This is a genomic window from Microbacterium sp. cf046 (assembly GCF_900114345.1).
GTDB lineage: Bacteria > Actinomycetota > Actinomycetes > Actinomycetales > Microbacteriaceae > Microbacterium.
Map to the genome: position 1 here is coordinate 544,074 of NZ_FOZJ01000001.1, position 18,595 is coordinate 562,668.

The 18,595-nt window shown below is 70.2% G+C and carries 18 protein-coding genes; 8 read left to right on the plus strand and 10 right to left on the minus strand.

Annotated features, from left to right (window positions below):
• Positions 1-38: 38 nt before the first annotated feature.
• From BM349_RS02525 to BM349_RS02535, 3 genes are read left to right on the plus strand one after another with little or no spacing between them, the layout of a single operon-like run.
• Entirely contained in the window at positions 39-1,046 is a 1,008-nt protein-coding gene (locus tag BM349_RS02525; RefSeq protein WP_091702287.1) for a MauE/DoxX family redox-associated membrane protein, read from the plus strand.
• Between the two features lie 11 nt (positions 1,047-1,057).
• A complete protein-coding gene (locus BM349_RS02530) occupies positions 1,058-1,717 on the plus strand; it encodes an arsenate reductase/protein-tyrosine-phosphatase family protein (protein ID WP_175525165.1) in 660 nt (219 codons plus the stop codon).
• On the plus strand, positions 1,714-2,904 hold the full coding sequence (locus tag BM349_RS02535; RefSeq protein WP_139230864.1) for a glycosyltransferase: 1,191 nt from the start codon (positions 1,714-1,716) through the stop codon (positions 2,902-2,904). Before BM349_RS02530 ends, BM349_RS02535 begins: the two co-directional genes overlap by 4 nt.
• On the opposite strand, the gene BM349_RS02540 is transcribed toward BM349_RS02535, so the two are convergent.
• Entirely contained in the window at positions 2,883-4,430 is a 1,548-nt protein-coding gene (locus BM349_RS02540) for a hypothetical protein (protein ID WP_091702299.1), read from the minus strand. The genes BM349_RS02535 and BM349_RS02540 overlap by 22 nt on opposite strands.
• Positions 4,431-4,568: 138 nt before the next feature.
• Here BM349_RS02540 and BM349_RS02545 point away from each other — a divergent pair, with 138 nt between their 5' ends.
• The 4 genes from BM349_RS02545 (at position 4,569) to BM349_RS02560 (ending at position 9,807) form a co-directional block, all read left to right on the plus strand.
• Positions 4,569-5,294, plus strand: coding sequence for a hypothetical protein (locus BM349_RS02545; RefSeq protein WP_091702303.1), 726 nt, complete (start codon positions 4,569-4,571; stop codon positions 5,292-5,294).
• An 85-nt stretch (positions 5,295-5,379) separates the two neighbouring features.
• On the plus strand, positions 5,380-6,558 hold the full coding sequence (locus BM349_RS02550; protein WP_091702307.1) for a hypothetical protein: 1,179 nt from the start codon (positions 5,380-5,382) through the stop codon (positions 6,556-6,558).
• A gap of 124 nt (positions 6,559-6,682) precedes the next feature.
• Positions 6,683-9,211 carry an ATP-dependent Clp protease ATP-binding subunit gene (locus tag BM349_RS02555; RefSeq protein ID WP_091704778.1) on the plus strand — a complete coding sequence of 843 codons (2,529 nt, stop codon included), beginning with the start codon at positions 6,683-6,685 and terminating at the stop codon, positions 9,209-9,211.
• Positions 9,212-9,303: 92 nt separating this feature from the next.
• Positions 9,304-9,807, plus strand: coding sequence for an amino-acid N-acetyltransferase (locus tag BM349_RS02560; RefSeq protein WP_091702312.1), 504 nt, complete (start codon positions 9,304-9,306; stop codon positions 9,805-9,807).
• A 13-nt stretch (positions 9,808-9,820) separates the two neighbouring features.
• Here the strand turns inward: BM349_RS02560 and BM349_RS02565 are convergent, their stop codons facing one another.
• The 6 genes from BM349_RS02565 to paaA are packed head-to-tail and all read right to left on the minus strand — an operon-like array spanning position 9,821 to position 14,333.
• Complete coding sequence (locus BM349_RS02565; RefSeq protein ID WP_091702316.1) at positions 9,821-10,591, minus strand: enoyl-CoA hydratase/isomerase family protein; 771 nt, start codon at positions 10,589-10,591, stop codon at positions 9,821-9,823.
• Between the two features lie 8 nt (positions 10,592-10,599).
• On the minus strand, positions 10,600-11,700 hold the full coding sequence (paaE, locus tag BM349_RS02570; RefSeq protein WP_254773690.1) for a 1,2-phenylacetyl-CoA epoxidase subunit PaaE: 1,101 nt from the start codon (positions 11,698-11,700) through the stop codon (positions 10,600-10,602).
• A 5-nt stretch (positions 11,701-11,705) separates the two neighbouring features.
• Positions 11,706-12,209, minus strand: a complete 504-nt coding sequence (paaD, locus tag BM349_RS02575) for a 1,2-phenylacetyl-CoA epoxidase subunit PaaD (RefSeq protein WP_091702323.1) — start codon at positions 12,207-12,209, stop codon at positions 11,706-11,708.
• A complete protein-coding gene (paaC, locus tag BM349_RS02580; RefSeq protein ID WP_091702326.1) occupies positions 12,206-13,033 on the minus strand; it encodes a 1,2-phenylacetyl-CoA epoxidase subunit PaaC in 828 nt (275 codons plus the stop codon). The genes paaD and paaC overlap by 4 nt, the downstream gene beginning before the upstream one ends.
• On the minus strand, positions 13,030-13,335 hold the full coding sequence (paaB, locus tag BM349_RS02585) for a 1,2-phenylacetyl-CoA epoxidase subunit PaaB (protein WP_091702330.1): 306 nt from the start codon (positions 13,333-13,335) through the stop codon (positions 13,030-13,032). The genes paaC and paaB overlap by 4 nt, the downstream gene beginning before the upstream one ends.
• Complete coding sequence (paaA, locus tag BM349_RS02590; RefSeq protein WP_091702334.1) at positions 13,335-14,333, minus strand: 1,2-phenylacetyl-CoA epoxidase subunit PaaA; 999 nt, start codon at positions 14,331-14,333, stop codon at positions 13,335-13,337. Before paaA ends, paaB begins: the two co-directional genes overlap by 1 nt.
• A gap of 49 nt (positions 14,334-14,382) precedes the next feature.
• Here paaA and paaI point away from each other — a divergent pair, with 49 nt between their 5' ends.
• Complete coding sequence (gene paaI, locus BM349_RS02595; RefSeq protein ID WP_091702339.1) at positions 14,383-14,790, plus strand: hydroxyphenylacetyl-CoA thioesterase PaaI; 408 nt, start codon at positions 14,383-14,385, stop codon at positions 14,788-14,790.
• On the opposite strand, the gene paaZ is transcribed toward paaI, so the two are convergent.
• The 3 genes from paaZ to BM349_RS02610 are packed head-to-tail and all read right to left on the minus strand — an operon-like array spanning position 14,787 to position 18,468.
• Positions 14,787-16,856, minus strand: coding sequence for a phenylacetic acid degradation bifunctional protein PaaZ (paaZ, locus tag BM349_RS02600; protein ID WP_091702344.1), 2,070 nt, complete (start codon positions 16,854-16,856; stop codon positions 14,787-14,789). The genes paaI and paaZ overlap by 4 nt on opposite strands.
• A complete protein-coding gene (locus BM349_RS02605; protein WP_091702347.1) occupies positions 16,853-17,731 on the minus strand; it encodes a 3-hydroxyacyl-CoA dehydrogenase family protein in 879 nt (292 codons plus the stop codon). Before BM349_RS02605 ends, paaZ begins: the two co-directional genes overlap by 4 nt.
• Positions 17,728-18,468: an enoyl-CoA hydratase/isomerase family protein gene (locus BM349_RS02610; protein ID WP_091702350.1), complete on the minus strand. Its 741-nt coding sequence runs from the start codon at positions 18,466-18,468 to the stop codon at positions 17,728-17,730. Before BM349_RS02610 ends, BM349_RS02605 begins: the two co-directional genes overlap by 4 nt.
• Positions 18,469-18,595: the final 127 nt, after the last annotated feature.

The following is an 18,595-nucleotide window of genomic DNA, read 5'->3' on the forward strand; positions in this document are numbered from 1 at the left end:
CGGCCTCTGCCTCCACCATCATCGCCTAGGATCGGGTCATGCTGGGGCCGCTTGCAATCGTCGCGCCATTCGTCATGGCTGCCGTTCTGATCGCGAGCGCCGTCGGCAAACTGCGGCACCCCGACGACCTCGCCGGGTGGAGCGAGATCGGGGTTCCCAAGGCCCTGCGCAAGGAGTGGATCCGGCGGGCGCATCCGTGGGGTGAACTCGCTCTCGGTGTCGCGCTCATCGTGCTGGGAGGCATCCTCGGCGTCCTGGCCGCGCTGGTCGCCCTCGCGCTCATGGCCGCCTATCTCTGGCTCGTCTGGCGCGCCGTGGCCCGGGCCGAGGACGCGTCGTGCGCCTGCTTCGGCGTGCGCAAGCGCGTGACGAAGGTGACGGTCGCGCGCAATGCGTGGCTGACCGCGCTGGCCGCGATGACCGTTGCCGTGATCTGGACCACGCCGACCTTCGGCGGTGCGCTGGCCGCCGCCGCCGCGCTGTCCGCGTGGCTGTGGCTCCTCGCAGCGGCGATCGCGGTGGTCACCGCACTCTTCGTGGTGTGGCCGGAGGGCGGCGACGAAGCCCCAGCCCCACCCCCCCAGCCGGAGTACCGGCCGGGTGCCGACGACGACGAGGAACTGGACTACATCCGCGCCCGCACGCCCGCGGTGCCGCTGATGCTCGCCGACGGAACGACGGTCAACCTGCGCACCCTGACGGCTCGTCCGCTGCTGCTGCTGTCGGTCTCGTCCACGTGCGGTGGCTGCGAGCCGGTGATCGAGCGGGTCGGCGAGTGGCGCGAACTCCTCCCCGAGGTCGACATCCGCCTGCTGCTCTTCTTCCCGCCCGACGCCGACACATTGACCGAGCGCACCGAGCCGCAGTCCCTCCATGACGTGAACGGCTATGTGAGCGGATCCCTCTCGGATCACTGGATGACGCCGACCGCCGTCCTGCTGGGAGTCGACGGTCTGCTCGCGGGCGGACCCGTCGTCGGATACCTGCCGATCACCGACTTCATCTCCGATATCCACGAGAGCCTGCACTCGGTTCCCGTCGAGTGATGGGGTTGAGCATGGTGGCCGAATTCTCGATCCTCACCGTGTGCACCGGCAACATCCATCGCTCACCGCTCGCAGCGAGCCTGCTCGAGACCTGGGCGGGCTGGTACCTGCCGGCCGAGCTGTCGTCGCACGTGGACGTCCGCAGCGCGGGACTCGCGGCCCCGGTCGGATCGCCGATGGGTCGCCGCGTGCGCGCCATGGCCGAAGCGCTCGGCGCCGACGGATCGAACCACGCCGCCCGCCAGATCGACGACGAGCTGATCGCCTCGTCGAGCCTCGTGCTCGTCGCCAGCAGGCGCCATCGCGACGAAGTGCTCTCGCGGGTTCCGAGCGCGCTGCGGGTCACCTTCACGATGCGCGAGGCCGGGCGCATCGCCGCCGGTATCGTCGCCGACCATCGCCCCCTGGTCGTTCGCGACCTGGTCGAGACGGTGGCCGCGATGGCGAACCGCCGCGGTGACCACGTCGATCCGGCGACCGACGATGTGATCGACCCGCAGGGTCTGGGCGACGACGCCTACCTTCAGATGGCCGGCGAGGAGGTCGTGCCGCTCGCACACCTCGCCGCCCTGCTGCTGGGGATGCCCCGCCCCGATCTCGACGCGTACATCGCCGCGGCTCAGGATCCGGCCGCACTGACGGCTCGCTTCACCGATGCGGAGCGACCTTGAGGCGACGCGGCCGGCGACCGGGCGCCGGCTCGCTGCGGGTGCTGCATCTGGACCACACCTCAGCCCCCGGCGGCGCTGAGCTCGCCCTCGTGCGCATGCTCTCCGCGCGACCGTCCTGGCAGCCGATCCTTCTCGTTCCGCCGAGTGGTCGAGAGGGCGCATACGGGCGACTTCCCGCGACCGTACCGGTCCGGGCGGGTGGTGTCACTCAGCCCTCCGGTGTGAGCGCGGGCGGTGCGCGCACGATCGTCGGCGGCGGCCTCCGCCTCGCCCTGCAGGCCGCGGCCACGCGATTCGACCCGGCCTTCCGCACGGCCGACGTGGTCGACGCCAACACGGCGCGCTCAGCCGCTTACGGTGCGCTCGCGGCGGTGACCTCGCGGGTGCCGTTCGTGATCCACCTCCGCGATCTGGTCCGGGCCGACGCCCTCGGCCGGTTCGGCTTCGAGACGATGGCGCGGCTTGCACTCCCGCGTGCCGACGGCGTGGTGGCCAACTCGCGCGCGACGCTCGAATCGGCGCGGCCGTTTCTGCGCGCCGACGCGATCACCGCCGTCATCCCGAGCGCATCGGGCCTGACTTTCGGAGCGCCTCCCGGCGGACGTGAGCCGGGTCCCCTGCGGATCGGGATGCTGGCCCGCATCGACCCGTGGAAAGGGCAGATGCTGCTGCTCGAGGCGTTCGCCGAGGCGTTCCCCGGGGGCGACGAGCGACTGGTGCTCGCCGGGAGCGCGCCCTTCGGTCATGCGCAGTTCATGGACGACCTCCGCATTCGCGCCGCAGAACTCCGCGTGGAGGAGCGCGTCGATCTCCTCGGCCACGTCGAGGATGTGCCGGCGGTGCTCGGGCAGTGGGACATCGCCGTCCAGGCGTCGCTCCGACCCGAGCCGCTGGGTCAGAACGTGCTGCAGTATCTCGCCGCGGGCGTTGCCACGATCGTCGCCGACGAGGGCGGCCCGACCGAGTGGGTCGAGGACGAACGGAACGGCATCCGCGTGACGCCGCGGGACCCGGATGCGCTGACCGTGGCCCTGCAGCGTCTCGGAGGCGACGCGGCGCTCCGGACGAAGCTCGCTCTCGCTGCGCGCGCCACCCCCGGTCTGCTCACGGACGATGAGGTGATGCGCGCCCACGCCGAGTTCTATCGCGCGGTGCTCGACGGGCGTCAGCCGCAGGGCACCTCGTAGAGCCGCATGCCTCCGAAGAACTCGGGGTCCGCGTCCGCCGCGTCGGTCGTGCACCCGAGGCCGTCGCCGATCGCCGCGAGCTCCGCGTCGGAAGGGGCGTCGAGGCTGACGATCCACACCGTGGCCCCCTCTGCCGGCACCGCCCCCGGCGACTCCTCCAGTTCGATCGGCTCGGTGCCCGCTACGGAGCGGAGTTCGACGGTCGGCTGGGCTGACGCCGGGAGCCGGTCGACGATGTCCGCGGCCCATGCGTCGTCCTTGGCCGTCCGGGCGAGCGCATACGCGACGCCGGAGTGCGGATTCCGCTGGATGACCGCGAGCGCATCCCCCGGCCGTGCCGACTGGTCGAGGTCGCCGACGAGCGCGGGGACGTCGTCGTAGACCCCCGGCGGCTGCGCGAGCTGCAGCGCCGCGATCCAGGCGGCGCCGGCGAGGAGGATCGCCGCGCACGCTCCCGCGACGACGGACGGGATGCGGTCGCGAGCGGTCGCCGCGAAGACGGCGGCCCCGACGATCAGCGCCGCACCCAGCGACGCCCAGGACAGATACCGCGCGGTGTAGGCGGGCATCACGATCCAGGACAGCGCGAACAAGGCCACAGGTGCTGCGAAGGCGAGGGCGGCGGCGAACAGCACGGGGCGAACGCCCCCCGCTCTCGCGGATCGGCCGGCCGAGCCCGCGGTCACGAGCATCGCCGCCGCAGCCGCCGCGGCCAGGACGATCAGACCGAGCCCGTCCCAGACGACCGCGCGGTACACCGAGACCCCAGCGGCCTGAGCGAGCCCCGAGATGCCGGAGCGGAGGCCGGGCGCTGGGAGCCATGCGATCTGGCTCTGCTGGCTGTCGCCGATGAGGGCCAGTGCGACCCCGACCGCGAGCGCCGGTGCAGTCCACGACACCCAGCGGAGGAGCCATCCGCGGTGGCGCCCGAGGGCGAGCACGCCGATGCACAGCAGCGCGACGATGCTGATCACGTGCATCGCCACGGCGAGGACGGCAGCTGCGCAGTAGCCGATCCAGTTCCATCGACGGCCGCGGTCCGCGCGATCGGCGGCGAAGACCGCGAGGGCCAGGAACATCAGCGTCAGCGCATAGGGCCGTGCCGTGGCGCCCGCGGTGATCGCGGCACCGTTGAGTGCGAAGAAGATGCCGGCCGCCAACCCCGACCGGATGCCCCACCACCGCAGCGCGATGGCGGAGACGGTCGCGGCGGTGACGGCGAACGCCAGCAGGGAGGGAATCCGCATCCCGATCTCCACCCCGACGACGGATGACAGGAGACGGATCAGCAGATAGTACGCGCCCTGAACCGCGTCGCCACCCGCGAGGGACCGCACGAGGTCCGAGGGCGCGAGGGCGGCGTGCATCGACGTCGCGTACTCGTCGCGCCAGAGGGGGACGGTGAGGCTCCTGCTGACGCCGAGCAGCAGCGCGAGGATCGCCGGCAGGCCGATCGTGAGCGCGGGCATCAGCGCGAACGTCGTGCGGGAGGCCGAACCTGCCTCGTTCGTCTTCAGCGACGTCACGGGTCAATGGTAGAGGTGCGCCGACCAGGACTCCCGCTCGGATCGCCACGGGGAGCCCGCGCGTACGGCCGTCTGCTGTGACCTCCCCGTGACCGATTTCCCGGGCTAACCTCAGCCGCGATACGCGAGGATCGGCACATGACCCTGCCTCGTCGCCTGCTCGCCCTCCCCGTCGCTCTCCTGCTGGCGGGAGGTGCGCTCGCCGGCTGCGCGACTCCCGCCGCCAGCGCCCCCTCGTCCAGCCCGAGCGCGAGCGAGGGCGCCGAGGTCGAGATCGACGCGGCATGGCTGGACGACGGCCGCATCATCGGACTCGTCACCGTGGGCAGCTCCACGTGCATCCCCGCCGCCGACGACGCGACCCTTCAGGCGGACGGCTCGCTCGCTGTCACGCTCGTCGAGCCGGATGCAGACACCGCGTGCACCCGCGACATGGTGCCCCGCGTGACGCTCGTCGAGGTTCCCGAGGGCGTGGATCCGTCCGAAGACCTCGCGATCACCGTCTCCGGAGACGGCTACTCGGGCAGCGCTGAGCTCGAAGGCGTCGAGGGCCTCGTCGGCGGCGGGATGACGGACTACCTGCCGAGCGCCGGATGGACCGAGACCGACGGTCAGTTCGTGCTGCTCACGTGGGGATCATCCTCCTGCGTCCCGGTCATCTCCGAGGTCTCGGCATCCGGCCCCGCCGAGGTCACCGTCACATTCGAGACCCCCGCGGCGGACCAGGTCTGCACGATGGACATGGGTCCCCGCGCGAGCGTCGCAGTCGTGGACGGCCTCGAAGAGGACAGCGACGTCTCGCTCGTCCTGGCAGGCAGCCCCGAGTTCGACAACGTGCGCATCCCGATCTACGGCTCGAACTGATCTGACCGCGGGCCGACGACGTCGGCCTTCGCCACGCGTCACGCACCCCGGTGTGCGCCGCTGCCTGTACGGGCAGGATGTGGGTATGCGATCACTGGTGACGCTGCCGCCCGCTCTCGAGCGGACGCCCACCGCGGTCCGGAGCACGACGTCCGTCGTCGACGGAGACGATCTGTGGTTCGAAGTGGATGCCGAGCACGGCGTGCTGGTGGGCGACCGCGCCGACCATGTCGCCGTGGCGCTGCTGATGCCCGCGATGCGGTCGGGCCGTGACCTGCATGTCGGCGGCATCGTCACCGATGTCCTGCTGCACCAGTTGAACGACGATGCGCAGGCTCTCGTGAGATGGATCGATGCCGGCTGTCGCCGTGTCCGGGTGTCGGCGGATGCGGCAGAGCCGGCCCGCCCGGCGCCGAGCGGCGTCGCAGCAGGGTTCTCGGGCGGGGTCGATTCGTTCGCAGTGCTCACCGAGTACACGCTCGCAGCCGACGTGCCCGAAGCGCTGCGAATCACGCACCTGCTCAACAACAACGTCGGCGCGCACGGGTCGGGCGGGCGCGCCCTCTGGCAGCGGCGCTGCGAGGGCGTCCGCCGGGTCGCGTCCGATGTCGGCCTCCCGCTCGTAATGGTCGACAGCAACCTCGAGGCGCACTACCCGCGGATCGGCTTCATGCAGTCCGTCACGTTCCGCAACGCCTCCGTCGCCCACTTCCTCAGCGGCGGCATCGGCCGACTGCACTATGCGGCCGGATTCCAGTACGCGCACGTCGGCGTCCTGCGCAGCGGTGACATCTCCGCGCTCGACCCGATCACGCTGCCCCTGCTGTCGACCCCTGGGCTCATCCTCGCCTCCGCCGGCGCGGGATCATCACGCGTCGCGAAGACACTGGCGCTGGTGGGTCGGCCCGAGGCCCGCTTCCTCGATGTGTGCATCGACACCGACCCGACCAGGACCGTCAACTGCTCCCACTGCTGGAAGTGCATGCGCACGATGCTCACGCTCGAGATCGCCGGGCACCTGGAGGAGTTCTGCCCGCAGCCCTTCGAGCTCGAGCCGTATCTCGCGCGGCGGGAGGACTACATCGTCGAACTGCTGGCGTCGGAGTCGCCGCTGTCTCGAGAGGTCGTCGACTTCGCCGCCGAGCGCGGGTGGAGCTGGAGCCGCCGAACCCGCGCGCGGGCCGGAGTGCGACGGGTCCGCGAAGCGAGCGTTCGTGGAGCGCGCGACTGGCGCCACCGGCTCCGCAGGGCGCGCACCGCGTAGGAAGCGAGGTCCGCAGGGCATCACGCCCATGGCGAACAGCGCCGTATCGGCATCCTGCCCTCGTTACCCTCGATGTAAGCGCGCGGAAGTGCGCCACATGGCCCCGAGGCCGGAGGAATGGATGATGTTCGAGAGATTCACGGATCGCGCCCGTCGGGTGGTTGTGCTCGCCCAAGAAGAGGCGAAGATGCTCAATCACAACTACATCGGCACGGAGCACATCCTGCTCGGCCTCATCCACGAGGGTGAAGGTGTCGCCGCAAAGGCGCTCGAGTCGCTGGGCATCTCGCTCGACGCCGTGCGCGAGCAGGTGCAGGACATCATCGGCCAGGGCCAGCAGCAGCCGACCGGGCACATCCCCTTCACTCCGCGCGCCAAGAAGGTGCTCGAACTGTCGCTGCGCGAAGCGCTGCAGCTCGGCCACAACTACATCGGCACCGAGCACATCCTGCTCGGACTGATCCGCGAGGGCGAGGGCGTCGCCGCCCAGGTGCTCGTCAAGCTCGGCGCCGACCTGAACAAGGTGCGCCAGCAGGTCATCCAGCTGCTCTCCGGCTACCAGGGCAAGGAGCCGGCCGCCGTCAGCGGCGCCGCGCACGACAACACCCAGGCCGCCCAGGGCGGCTCGGCGGTGCTCGACCAGTTCGGCCGCAACCTCACGCAGGCTGCGCGCGAGAACAAGCTCGATCCGGTCATCGGTCGCGAGAAGGAGATCGAGCGCGTGATGCAGATCCTGTCGCGCCGCTCGAAGAACAACCCCGTCCTGATCGGCGAGCCCGGCGTCGGCAAGACCGCCGTCGTGGAGGGTCTCGCGCAGGCGATCGTGAAGAACGACGTGCCCGAGACGCTCAAGGACAAGCAGGTCTACTCGCTCGACCTCGGCTCGCTCATCGCCGGTTCCCGCTACCGCGGTGACTTCGAGGAGCGCCTCAAGAAGGTCACCAAGGAGATCCGCACGCGCGGCGACATCATCGTCTTCATCGACGAGATCCACACCCTGGTGGGTGCGGGTGCCGCCGAGGGCGCGATCGACGCGGCATCGATCCTCAAGCCGCTCCTCGCCCGCGGCGAGCTGCAGACGATCGGTGCCACCACGCTCGACGAGTACCGCAAGCACTTCGAGAAGGATGCGGCCCTCGAGCGCCGCTTCCAGCCGATCCAGGTCGCCGAGCCGAGCCTGCCCCACGCGATCAACATCCTGAAGGGGCTGCGCGACCGCTACGAGGCGCACCACAAGGTGCAGATCACCGACGGCGCGATCGTCGCGGCGGCCAACCTCGCCGACCGGTACGTCAGCGACCGGTTCCTGCCCGACAAGGCGATCGACCTGATCGACGAGGCCGGCGCCCGCCTGCGCCTGTCGATCCTCTCCAGCCCGCCCGAGCTGCGCGAATTCGACGAGAAGATCGCGAACGTGCGCCAGCAGAAGGAGCAGGCGTCGGAGGACCAGGACTTCGAGAAGGCCGCATCGCTGCGCGACGAGGAGAAGTCCCTCCTCGCCGAGCGCCTGCGCCTGGAGAAGCAGTGGAAGAGCGGCGACGTCGCGACCCACGCCGTGGTCGACGAGGGCCTGATCGCCGAGGTTCTGGCGCAGGCCACCGGCATCCCGGTGTTCAAGCTGACCGAGGAGGAGTCCAGCCGCCTCGTCTTCATGGAGAAGGCCCTGCACGAGCGGGTCATCGGCCAGGAGGAGGCGATCTCCGCGCTCGCCAAGACGATCCGCCGGCAGCGCGCGGGCCTCAAGGACCCCAAGCGCCCGAACGGCTCGTTCATCTTCGCCGGTCCGACCGGCGTCGGAAAGACCGAGCTGGCCAAGGCGCTCGCCGAGTTCCTCTTCGACGACGAGGCCGCGCTCATCTCGCTCGACATGTCGGAGTTCGGCGAGAAGCACACCGTCTCGCGGCTGTTCGGTGCCCCTCCGGGCTTCGTCGGCTTCGAAGAGGGCGGCCAGCTCACCGAGAAGGTGCGCCGCAAGCCGTTCAGCGTGGTGCTGTTCGACGAGATCGAGAAGGCGCACCCCGACATCTTCAACTCGCTCCTGCAGATCCTCGAGGAGGGTCGTCTGACCGACGGTCAGGGCCGCATGATCGACTTCAAGAACACGGTCATCATCATGACCACCAACCTCGGCGCGCGCGACATCGCGGGCGGTCCGGTCGGGTTCCAGGTCGAGGGCGACACCGCGACCTCGTACGACCGCATGCAGGGCAAGGTGAAGGAAGAGCTCAAGCGCCACTTCAAGCCCGAGTTCCTCAACCGCGTCGATGACATCATCGTGTTCCCGCAGCTGTCCAAGGAGGAGCTGGTGCAGATCGTGGATCTGTTCACCAAGCGCCTCGGCGAGCGGCTGCTCGACCGCGACATGACGATCACCCTCACGCTGCCCGCCAAGGAGCGCCTGATCGAGATCGGATTCGACCCGGCGCTCGGCGCGCGGCCGCTGCGTCGCGCGATGCAGCATGAGGTCGAGGACCGGCTGTCGGAGCGCATCCTGCACGGCGAGCTGAACGCCGGCGACCACATCACGGTCGACGCGGTCGACGGCGAGTTCGTGTTCGAGAACGGCCCCCGCGGCGAGAAGGTCGCGGTCGGGATCGCCTCGGCCGGCGAGATCACCTCGACGCCCGACCTGGCGGTCGCCAGCGGGGAGTAAGGCCCGATCGAGCCCGAACCATACGGAGAGCGGATGCCACGGCATCCGCTCTCCGTCGTTCTGCGGCCCGCTCGGCTCGTAGGCTGGAGCTTGTGAGCGACTACACGGTGCGGGCGGCGCGGGCGGCGGACATCCGCGGCATCCGCGACCTGCTGGAGCCCTACGTCCAGCGGCGCATCCTCCTCGGGAAGGACCTCGTCGTCCTGTACGAGGCCGTGCAGCAGTTCGTCGTGGCCGAAGACGCGTCCGGCACGCTCATCGGCTGCGGCGCGCTCCACGTCATGTGGGAGGACCTCGGCGAGGTTCGCACGCTGATCGTGGCCGACGAGTGGCTGCACCGCGGTGTCGGCCGCAAGATCGTGGGTGCGCTCGAGAAGAACGCGAAGGCGCTCGGGCTGAGCCGGCTGTTCTGCCTCACGTTCGAGGTCGAGTTCTTCACGCGCCGGGGGTTCACCACGATCGGCGAGCAGGTCGTCGATCCCGACGTGTACTCCCAGCTCATCCGCAGCCCCGACGAGGGCATCGCCGAGTTCCTGGATCTCGCGCATGTGAAGCCGAACACACTCGGCAACACGCGGATGCTCAAGCGCCTGTAGCGGATGCCGCGGCTCAGCGCCCCGTGAAGACGGGCGGTCGCTTCTCCTGGAACGCTGCGAAACCCTCGCGATAGTCACCGGTGTCGCAGAGCGCCGCCTGAGCGGCGTTCTCGATCTCGACGGAGTCCCAGAGGGCCAGCCGCTCGTCGCGGATGCGACCGATGAGCTCCTTGCTCGCGAGGAACGCCGCGGTGGCTCCCGACGCCGCCTTCGCCGCCGCGGCCGTGGTCGCGCCGAGCACCTCGTCGGCGGGGAGCACCTGCGAGAACAGGCCGGACTGCACGGCCTCGGTGCCGCTCATCAGTCGTCCCGTGTAGATCAGGTCGAGCGTCTTGTGCGCGCCGAGCCGTTCGTAGAAGAGGGCATGCCCGCCGGAGTCGAGTGTCGCGCCGAGCGCAGCGAAGGGCGAGCCGATCTTCGCGGTGTCGGCGACGTAGACGACATCGGTCGCGATGAGCAGCCCGAGGCCGACACCGAGGCAGGCGCCCTGGGCGGCCGCGAAGGTCGGTGCCGGAAAGGCCGCCATCCGGCGCAGCAGCGGTGTCACGAGACCGCCGAGGTAGCCGATCACGTCGTCGTCGCGCGGATCCACCCCCGAGATGTCGCGCCCTGCGCAGAAGGCCCGCCCCTCACCGCGGAGCACGAGCGCGCGCACGTCGGCTGCTTCTGCCGCGTCGTAGGCTGCGCCGAGCTCTGCCAGCGCCTGCTCGTCGAGGGCGTTGAGCTTGGCCGGGGCGTTGAGCACGACGTGCGCGACGTCATCTGCGATGGTCAGGTCGATCACGGCGGCTCCTAGACGTCGTAGTCCACGACGACCCGTTCGGTCGTCGGGTGCGATTGGCAGGTGAGCACGTAGCCGCGCTCGAGCTCATCCGGTTCGAGCGCGAAGTTCTGCGTCATGCGGACGGCGCCCTCCACGACGCGGGCGCGGCAGGTGCCGCAGACCCCTCCCGCGCAGGCGAACGGCACGTCGCCGCGAACGCGGAGCGCGGCATCCAGAATCGGCTCGTTCGCCGCGACCGGCGACTCCACGGTGGACGACATGCCGTCGAGCGTGAACTCGACGGTGCAGGTCTCGTCGCCCGCGCGGATCTCGACGGGACGGCCGCGGTCGACGCGCGGGCCGTCGGCGTCGGTCGTGAACAGCTCGAAGCGGATGGCCTCGGACGGCACGCCGTGGCGCTCGAGCGTCTCGCGGCACAGCGTGACCAGCTCGAACGGGCCGCACAGGAACCACTCGGTGACGGTGGCCGGAGGAACCAGCCGGTCGAGGATCGCGTCGAGCTTCTCGGCGTCGATGCGGCCGGACAGCAGGGGCGCCGTGCGCTGCTCGCGGGAGAGCACGTGATGCAGCGCAAGGCGGGCCGGGTAGCGGTCCTTGAGATCGGCGAGGTCCTCCAGGAACATGACGTCCTGCGTCGCGCGGTTCGTGTAGACGAGCGTGAACTGGGCCGTCGGCGAGGAGGCGAGCACGGATGCCGCGAGCGCCATCATCGGCGTGACCCCGGAGCCCGCCGCGATGCCGGCCAGGTGCGCGCCGTCCAGGTCGGGCAGATTCGAGGTGAAGGTGCCCTCGGGGCTCATGACGTCGATGCGGTCGCCCGGCTTCAGGTTCTCGTGCGCCCACACCGAGAACAGCCCGCCGAGGTCACGCTTGATCCCGACGCTGATGCTGCCGGGGGTCGGCGGGCGACAGATCGAGTAGCTTCGGCGCACTTCGTGGCCGTCCACGTGCGCGCGCAGCGCGACGTACTGGCCGGGGAGGTAGTCGTATTCGCCGTGCAGCTCGGGGGGGACCGCGAAGGTCACCTCGATGCTCTCGGCCGTGAGCGGCCGCACTTCGGCGATCTCGAGCTCGTGGAAGCGTGCGCGGCGCCGTGTCGTCGTCGCCATCCCGCTCACAGCACCTTGAAGTGGTCGAACGGCTCCAGGCATGCACGGCATTCATAGAGCGCCTTGCACGACGTCGAGCCGAAATGCGCGACCTCACGGGTGTCGAGCGACCCGCAGCGGGGGCACTTCACTGCCATCCGCAGGCGGATCGGTCCTTGGGCGACCGACGCCCGGCCGCTCGGCGGCGCGATGCCGTACTCGGTGAGCTTGCGGTTCCCGGCAACCGTCATCCAGTCGGTCGTCCAGGCGGGCGAGAGGGTCGTGCGCACCTCGACGGTGTCGTAGCCGGCCGCCGTGAGGGCCAGGATGACGTCGTCGCGCATCGCCTCGACCGCGGGGCAGCCGCTGTAGGTCGGCGTGATCGTGACGACCGCGCGATCGCCGTCGACCTTCACGTCGCGCAGCACGCCGAGATCCTCGATCGTGAGCACCGGAACCTCGGGGTCGGTGACGGATGCCGCGACGCGCCAGGCGTGTTCGCGGGAGTGGACGACAGTCTGCGTGCTCACCAGGTGGCCCCCGGATGCTGCCGCGCGAGCACCTGCATCTCGGCGAGGACGTAGCCGAGCGTGGAGAAATGACTTCCGTGTCGGCCGCCAGCCGAGGAGATGAAACCCTTCGGCTCGTCGAGCTCCGCCTCCGCGAAGACGACCGCGATCACCGCATCGAACCCTTCTCGCAGTGCGGAGGGGCGAGCCGCGATGCCCTCGAGGCGATCGATCAGCGGCTCGTCGCGGAACAGCTCGTCGACGTACGGCCAGATGTTCCCGAGCGCGCGGATCATCCGCGCACGCGACTCCTCGGTGCCGCCCGCGAGCCGCAGCACCCACTGAATGGCGTGATCGCGGTGGTAGTCGACTTCCTTGAGCGACTTGTCGGCGATGGCGGCGAGCGTCTCATCCGTCGAGTGCCGCAGCGCCGAATAGAGCTCGTACATGTAGGTCGCGGCGACGAGCTGCCGCGCGATCGTCTGGGCGAAGTCGCCGTTGGGCTGCTCCACGATCCAGGCGCAGCGGAAGTCGGACTCGTCGCGGAAGTACGCGAGCTCGTCCTCGGTCCGACCCGACGCGGTACCGGCATACCGCAGGAGCGAGCGTGCGTGGCCGAGCAGGTCGAGCGCGATGTTGCCGAGCGCGACGTCTTCCTCGAGCTCCGGCGCGCGGGCGATCCACCACCCGAGCTGCTGCGAGAGGATCAGGGCGTCATCGCCCAGCCACAGCGCGTACTCCGCGACGTCGGGCGAGGCGATCGCGTCGGACTCGCCGGTGAGCTCGGCCGCGAGGGAGAGCTCGTCGACGGTGACCGAGCCGTGGATGTCGTCGGTGTCGCTCACAGGTGCGGCACCCCCTCGGAGGCCTTGTAGTACACCGCATGGCGGTAGTTCTTGCCCGCCGGGCTCTCGAAGAAGGCGCCCTTCGCGTCGGGGTCGCTCGTCGTGATCGCATCGGCGGGGACGACCCAGATCGAGGTCCCCTCTCCGCGGCGGGTGTAGAGGTCGCGCGCGTTGCGGACGGCCATCTCGGCGTCGGGCGCGTGCAGCGACCCGGCGTGCACGTGGCTCAGGCCGCGGTTCGCGCGGACGAAGACCTCCCAGAGCGGCCACTGCTCGGCCGGGGATGCGCCAGGAGTCGCCATCACGCCACTCCACTCTCGGTCGTTGAGCGAGCGGAGCGAGACGAAACGGCCTGCTTCCGGGCATACTCGGCGGCAGCCTCGCGCACCCAGGCGCCGTTCTCGTGGGCCTCTCGGCGGGCGCGCAGGCGCTCGCCGTTCATGGGTCCGCGGCCGGCGAGCACTTCGAAGAACTCGGTCCAGTCGATCTCGCTCATGTCGTACTGCTGGGTCTCGTCATTCCACCGGAGGTTCTCGTCGGGCAGCGTGATCCCGAGCGCTTCGGCCTGGGGCACCAACATCCCGACGAAGCGCTGACGCAGCTCGTCGTTCGAGAAGCGCTTGATCTTCCATGCCGTCGACTGCGCCGAATTCGGCGACTGCTCGTCGGGCGGGCCGAACATCATCAGGCTCGGCCAGTACCACCGGTTCACGGCATCCTGCGCCATCTCGCGCTGGGCGGGCGAGCCCTGCATGAGCGTCAGCAGGATCTCGAAGCCCTGCCGCTGGTGGAAGGACTCCTCCTTGCAGATCCGCACCATCGCGCGGCCATAGGGCCCGTAGGACGCACGGCACAGCGGCACCTGGTTGCAGATCGCGGCGCCGTCCACGAGCCAGCCGATCGCGCCCATGTCGGCCCACGTCGGGGTGGGGTAGTTGAAGATCGACGAGTACTTCGCCTTGCCGTCGATGAGCTGCTGGGTCATCTCGTCGCGCGTGATCCCGAGGGTCTGCGCGGCCGAGTACAGGTAGAGGCCGTGGCCCGCTTCGTCCTGCACCTTCGCCATCAGGATCGCCTTGCGCTTGAGGCTGGGCGCCCGCGTGATCCAGTTGCCCTCGGGCTGCATGCCGATGATCTCGGAGTGCCCGTGCTGGGAGATCTGCCGGATCAGGGTCCTGCGGTAGGCGTCCGGCATCCAGTCGCGCGGTTCGACGCGCGAGTCGGCGGCGATGAGCTCGTTGAAGCGCCACTCCTCGTCGGAGAGCTCGGGCTCGACGGCCGTGAGGTCTGCGGTGGTCATCTTCGACTCCTGGTCTTTACAGAACGATCGTTTAGTTATTATTGCAGACATGGAGCGACCCACGAAAGCGATGATGGAGCGAGACCTCGCCTCGGCGGCACTCGGGATGGTCGTCGACCTCGACGAACCCGGCCACGCCGTCGTGCACATGGTCGTGCGCGACGACATGACCAACGGCTTCCACATCACCCACGGTGGGCTCGTGTTCGCGCTCGCCGATACGGCCTTCGCGATCGCCTGCAACGAGGACGACCGCATCACGGTCGCCCAGGGCGCCGACGTGACGTTCCTGAAGTCCACGGTCACGGGCCAGACCCTCACCGCGACCGCCGTGCGCCGTGCGCGCAGCGGCCGCACCGGGCTCTACGACGTGACGGTGACGGATGAGACCGGCGAGGTCGTGGCGGAGATGCGCGGCCGGTCGCTCACGACCGACCGCATGCTCCCCGAGCGCTAGACGGCCGCGAGCTCCTTCGCGACGAGGGTGAGCACGTCGTACTGCGCGACGATCTCGTCGTTCTGGTTGCGGATGACGGCATCCCAGCGGACTTCGCCGTACTCGTCGGTCTCGCGCGGGGTGATCTGCTTCGCGGTGAGCTCGACGCGGATCGTGTCACCGGGCGAGACGGGCGTGACGAACCGCAGGTTCTCGAGCCCGTAGTTGGCGAGCACGGGCCCGGGATCGGGGTCGACGAACAGCCCTGCGGCCCAGGAGACGAGCAGGTAGCCGTGCGCGACGCGACCCGGGAAGAACGGGTTGGCTGCGGCGGCGTCCTCGTCCATGTGGGCGTAGAACGTGTCTCCGGTGAACTGGGCGAAGGTCTCGATGTCGGCGAGCGTGACCTCGCGCGATGCCGACACGACCTGATCGCCGATGCGCAGTTCGGCGAGGGACTTGCGGAACGGATGCCGCCCCTCCGAGTTCGCCGCCGCGCCGGTGTGCCAGACACCGGTCAACGCGGTGAGCATCTCGGGCGAGCCCTGCACCGCGGTGCGCTGCATGTGGTGCAGGACGGCGCGGATGCCGCCGAGCTCCTCACCGCCGCCGGCCCGGCCGGGACCGCCGTGCACGAGGTTCGGCAGTGGCGAGCCGTGACCGGTGGAAGAGCGCGCGTCGTCGCGGTCCAGCAGCAGCACGCGGCCGTTGAAGGCGGAGATGCGGCCCATCAGCTCGAGAGCCACGGCCGGATCGTGGGTCGCGATGCTCGTGACGAGCGAGCCGCCACCGCGTGCGACGAGGTCTCCCGCTTCGGTGAGCGTGTCGTACGACAGCACCGAGGTGACCGGACCGAAGGCTTCGATCTCGTGCACGGCCTCAGTCCCCGTGTCGGCGAATCGGAGCATCAGGGGCGTGAGGAACGCGCCGTCGGGCGACGTGCCCACCGATCCGTCGGCGCGGGTGACCTCGGGCGCCGCGGTCGACCCGACGACCACTTCGCCGCCGGCCGCCGTCAGCTTGGCGACCTGGGCGAGCACATCGTCGCGCTGCGCCGTCGATGCGAGGGGGCCCATCGTGACACCCTCGGCGCGCGGGTCGCCGACCACGACGCGCTCGGCGATCCTGCTGCGAACCGCATCGATCAGTGCGTCCACCGAGGCTGCCGGTGCGATCGCGCGCCGGATCGCGGTGCATTTCTGACCCGCCTTGGAGGTCATCTCCGTCACGAGCTGGCGCACGTACGCGTCGAACTCCGGCGTGCCGGCGACGGCGTCCGGGCCGAGGATCGAGGCGTTGATCGAGTCGGTCTCACTCGTGAAGCGCACGCCTCCCGTCTGCACGCTGTCGTGGGCGCGCAGCCGCTCGGCGGTGGAGGCGCTGCCGGTGAAGCCCACGATGTCGCCCAGTCGCAGATCCTCGAACAGCGTCGGCACGCTGCCGCTGACCAGCTGGAGCGAGCCTTCGGGCAGAAGTCCCGACTCCACGAGGATGCGCACGAACGCCTCGGCGAGGTACCCCGTGGGGGTCGCGGGCTTGATCAGCGACGGCATCCCGGCCAGGAACGCGGGCGCGAACTTCTCGAGCGACCCCCACACCGGGAAGTTGAAGGCGTTGATCTGCACCGCGACACCGGGCAGACGCGTGTAGATATGCCGGCCGAGGAATGAGCCGTCCTTGGACAGGGGCTCGACGGGGCCGTCGACGTAGACACGGGCGTTGGGCATCTCGCGCCGCGCCTTGCCCGAGTACGAGAAGAGCACGCCGATGCCGCCGTCGATGTCGACCCAGGAGTCGGCCTTCGTCGCACCGGTGCGCGCCGAGACCGCGTACAGCTCCTCCTTGCGCTCGGTCAGGGCGAGTGCGAACTTCTTCAGGAGCACGGCACGTTCGTGGAACGTGAGTGCACCGATGCTCGCCTGCCCGACGGTGCGGGCGTACTCCAGCGCCGCACCGAGGTCGAGACCCTTGGTGCTCACGAGCGTGACGAGCTCACCGGTCGATGCGTCGCGCACCTCGGCGGCATCGGAGGTGTCGGCGGGCGTCCACCAGGCGCCCTGGACGTAGCTGGGCAGGATGTCGGTCATCGGTTCTCCGATCGTTCGGTCGGCCAACGGTAGAAGCCCTCGCCGCTCTTGCGGCCGAGCTTGCCCTCGGCCACCATTCGGCGCAGCAGGGCGGGCGGTTCGAACCGCGGGCCGAGCGCGCTCTGCAGCTCCTCCGCGATGCCGAGGCGCACGTCCAGGCCCACGATGTCGGTCGTGCGCAGCGGACCGACGGGATGCCGGTACCCGAGCGTCATCGCCGCATCGATGTCCGCCGCGCTCGCGACGCCCTCCTCGAGCACGCGGATCGCCTCCAGCCCGAGCGCGACGCCGAGCCGGCTCGAGGCGAAACCGGGGGAGTCGTGCACGACGATCGGCGTCTTGCCGATCGCGTCCACCCAGCCGCGGGCCTCGTCCACGAGCGCCTGGTCGGTTGCGGCACCGACGACGATCTCGACGAGCGCCGATGCGGGCACGGGGTTGAAGAAGTGCAGCCCCAGGAAGCGCGCGGGCCTGGCGAGGTCGCCGGCGAGGTCGTCGATCGAGATCGATGAGGTGTTGGAGGCGAGCGCGGATGCCGAGGGCAGCGCTCCCTCGGCCCGGGTGAGCGCATCGGCCTTGAGTCCGCGATCCTCCGGGACGGCCTCGATCACCAGGGCGCAGTCGGAGAACGCGGCGGTTTCGGTGCCGGTGGTGAACGCGGCGGTGAGCTCGGTGAGCGAGCGCTGCGTGGTGCCTCGGTCGACGGAGTGCTCGAGGCTCTCGCGGATGCGCGCGGCCGCGGCATCCGCAGACCCGGCATCGCGCTCGACGACGACGACGTCGGAGCCGGCGAGCACGAACGCGTGCGCGATGCCCGCGCCCATCCGGCCGCCTCCGAGCACGCCGACGCGAGCCGGCGCCGCGCCGCCGGTCATCGCCGGGCTCGCTTCTCGAGGAACTCGGTCATCCGGCGCTCCTTCTCCGGGCTCTCGAACAGCTCGGCCTGCAGGTCGAGCTCGATCGCGGGGTGTTCGCTGCGGGCAGCGCGGAGCGCGCGCTTGGTGTGCTGAGTGGCGAGCGGATCGTTCGCGGCGATGCGGTCGGCCATGGCGTGCGCGGCATCCAGCAGTGCATCGGCGGCGTGCAGCGACGAGACGATCCCCCACGCGAGGGCCTCGTCGCCGTCGAGGATGCGGCCGGTCAGCAGGAGCTCGCTCGCTCGCGCCTCGCCGACGATGTCCCGCAGGCGCCAGGTGGCGCCGGCCGCGGCCATGATGCCGAGGCCGGTCTCGGGGTTGCCGATCTTCATCCGCGGTGTTCCGATGCGGAGGTCGGCGGCGAACGCGAGCTCCGCCCCGCCGCCGAGCGCGTAGCCGTCGATCGCGGCGATCACCGGCATCGGCAGCTCGTTCACGCGGATGAACGCCGTGGCGTTGATGCCCTGACGGGCGTCTGATGCGCGGCGCACGCGCAGCTGCGCGATGTCGGCGCCCGATGCGAATACGCCGTCCGACCCGGTGAGGATGAGCGTGCGCGGCTCGGCCTCGAGCTCTGCGCACAGAGCGTGCAGCGCGTCGATCATCTGCTGATCGATCGCATTGCGCTTCTCGGGCCGATTCAGGGTCGCGACCACGCGGTCGGCGGAGCGGTCGATGAGCAGCGTCTGCGTCATAACCGGCCCCTTCGCGCGTGATCGCTCCGCGCCGAGGACCTGGATCGTCCGCGGGCACGGTCGTGTACGACCAATACCTTACCGATCGTTCAGGAAAAGCGCCTCTCGGGGCATCGCCGATGCCAGA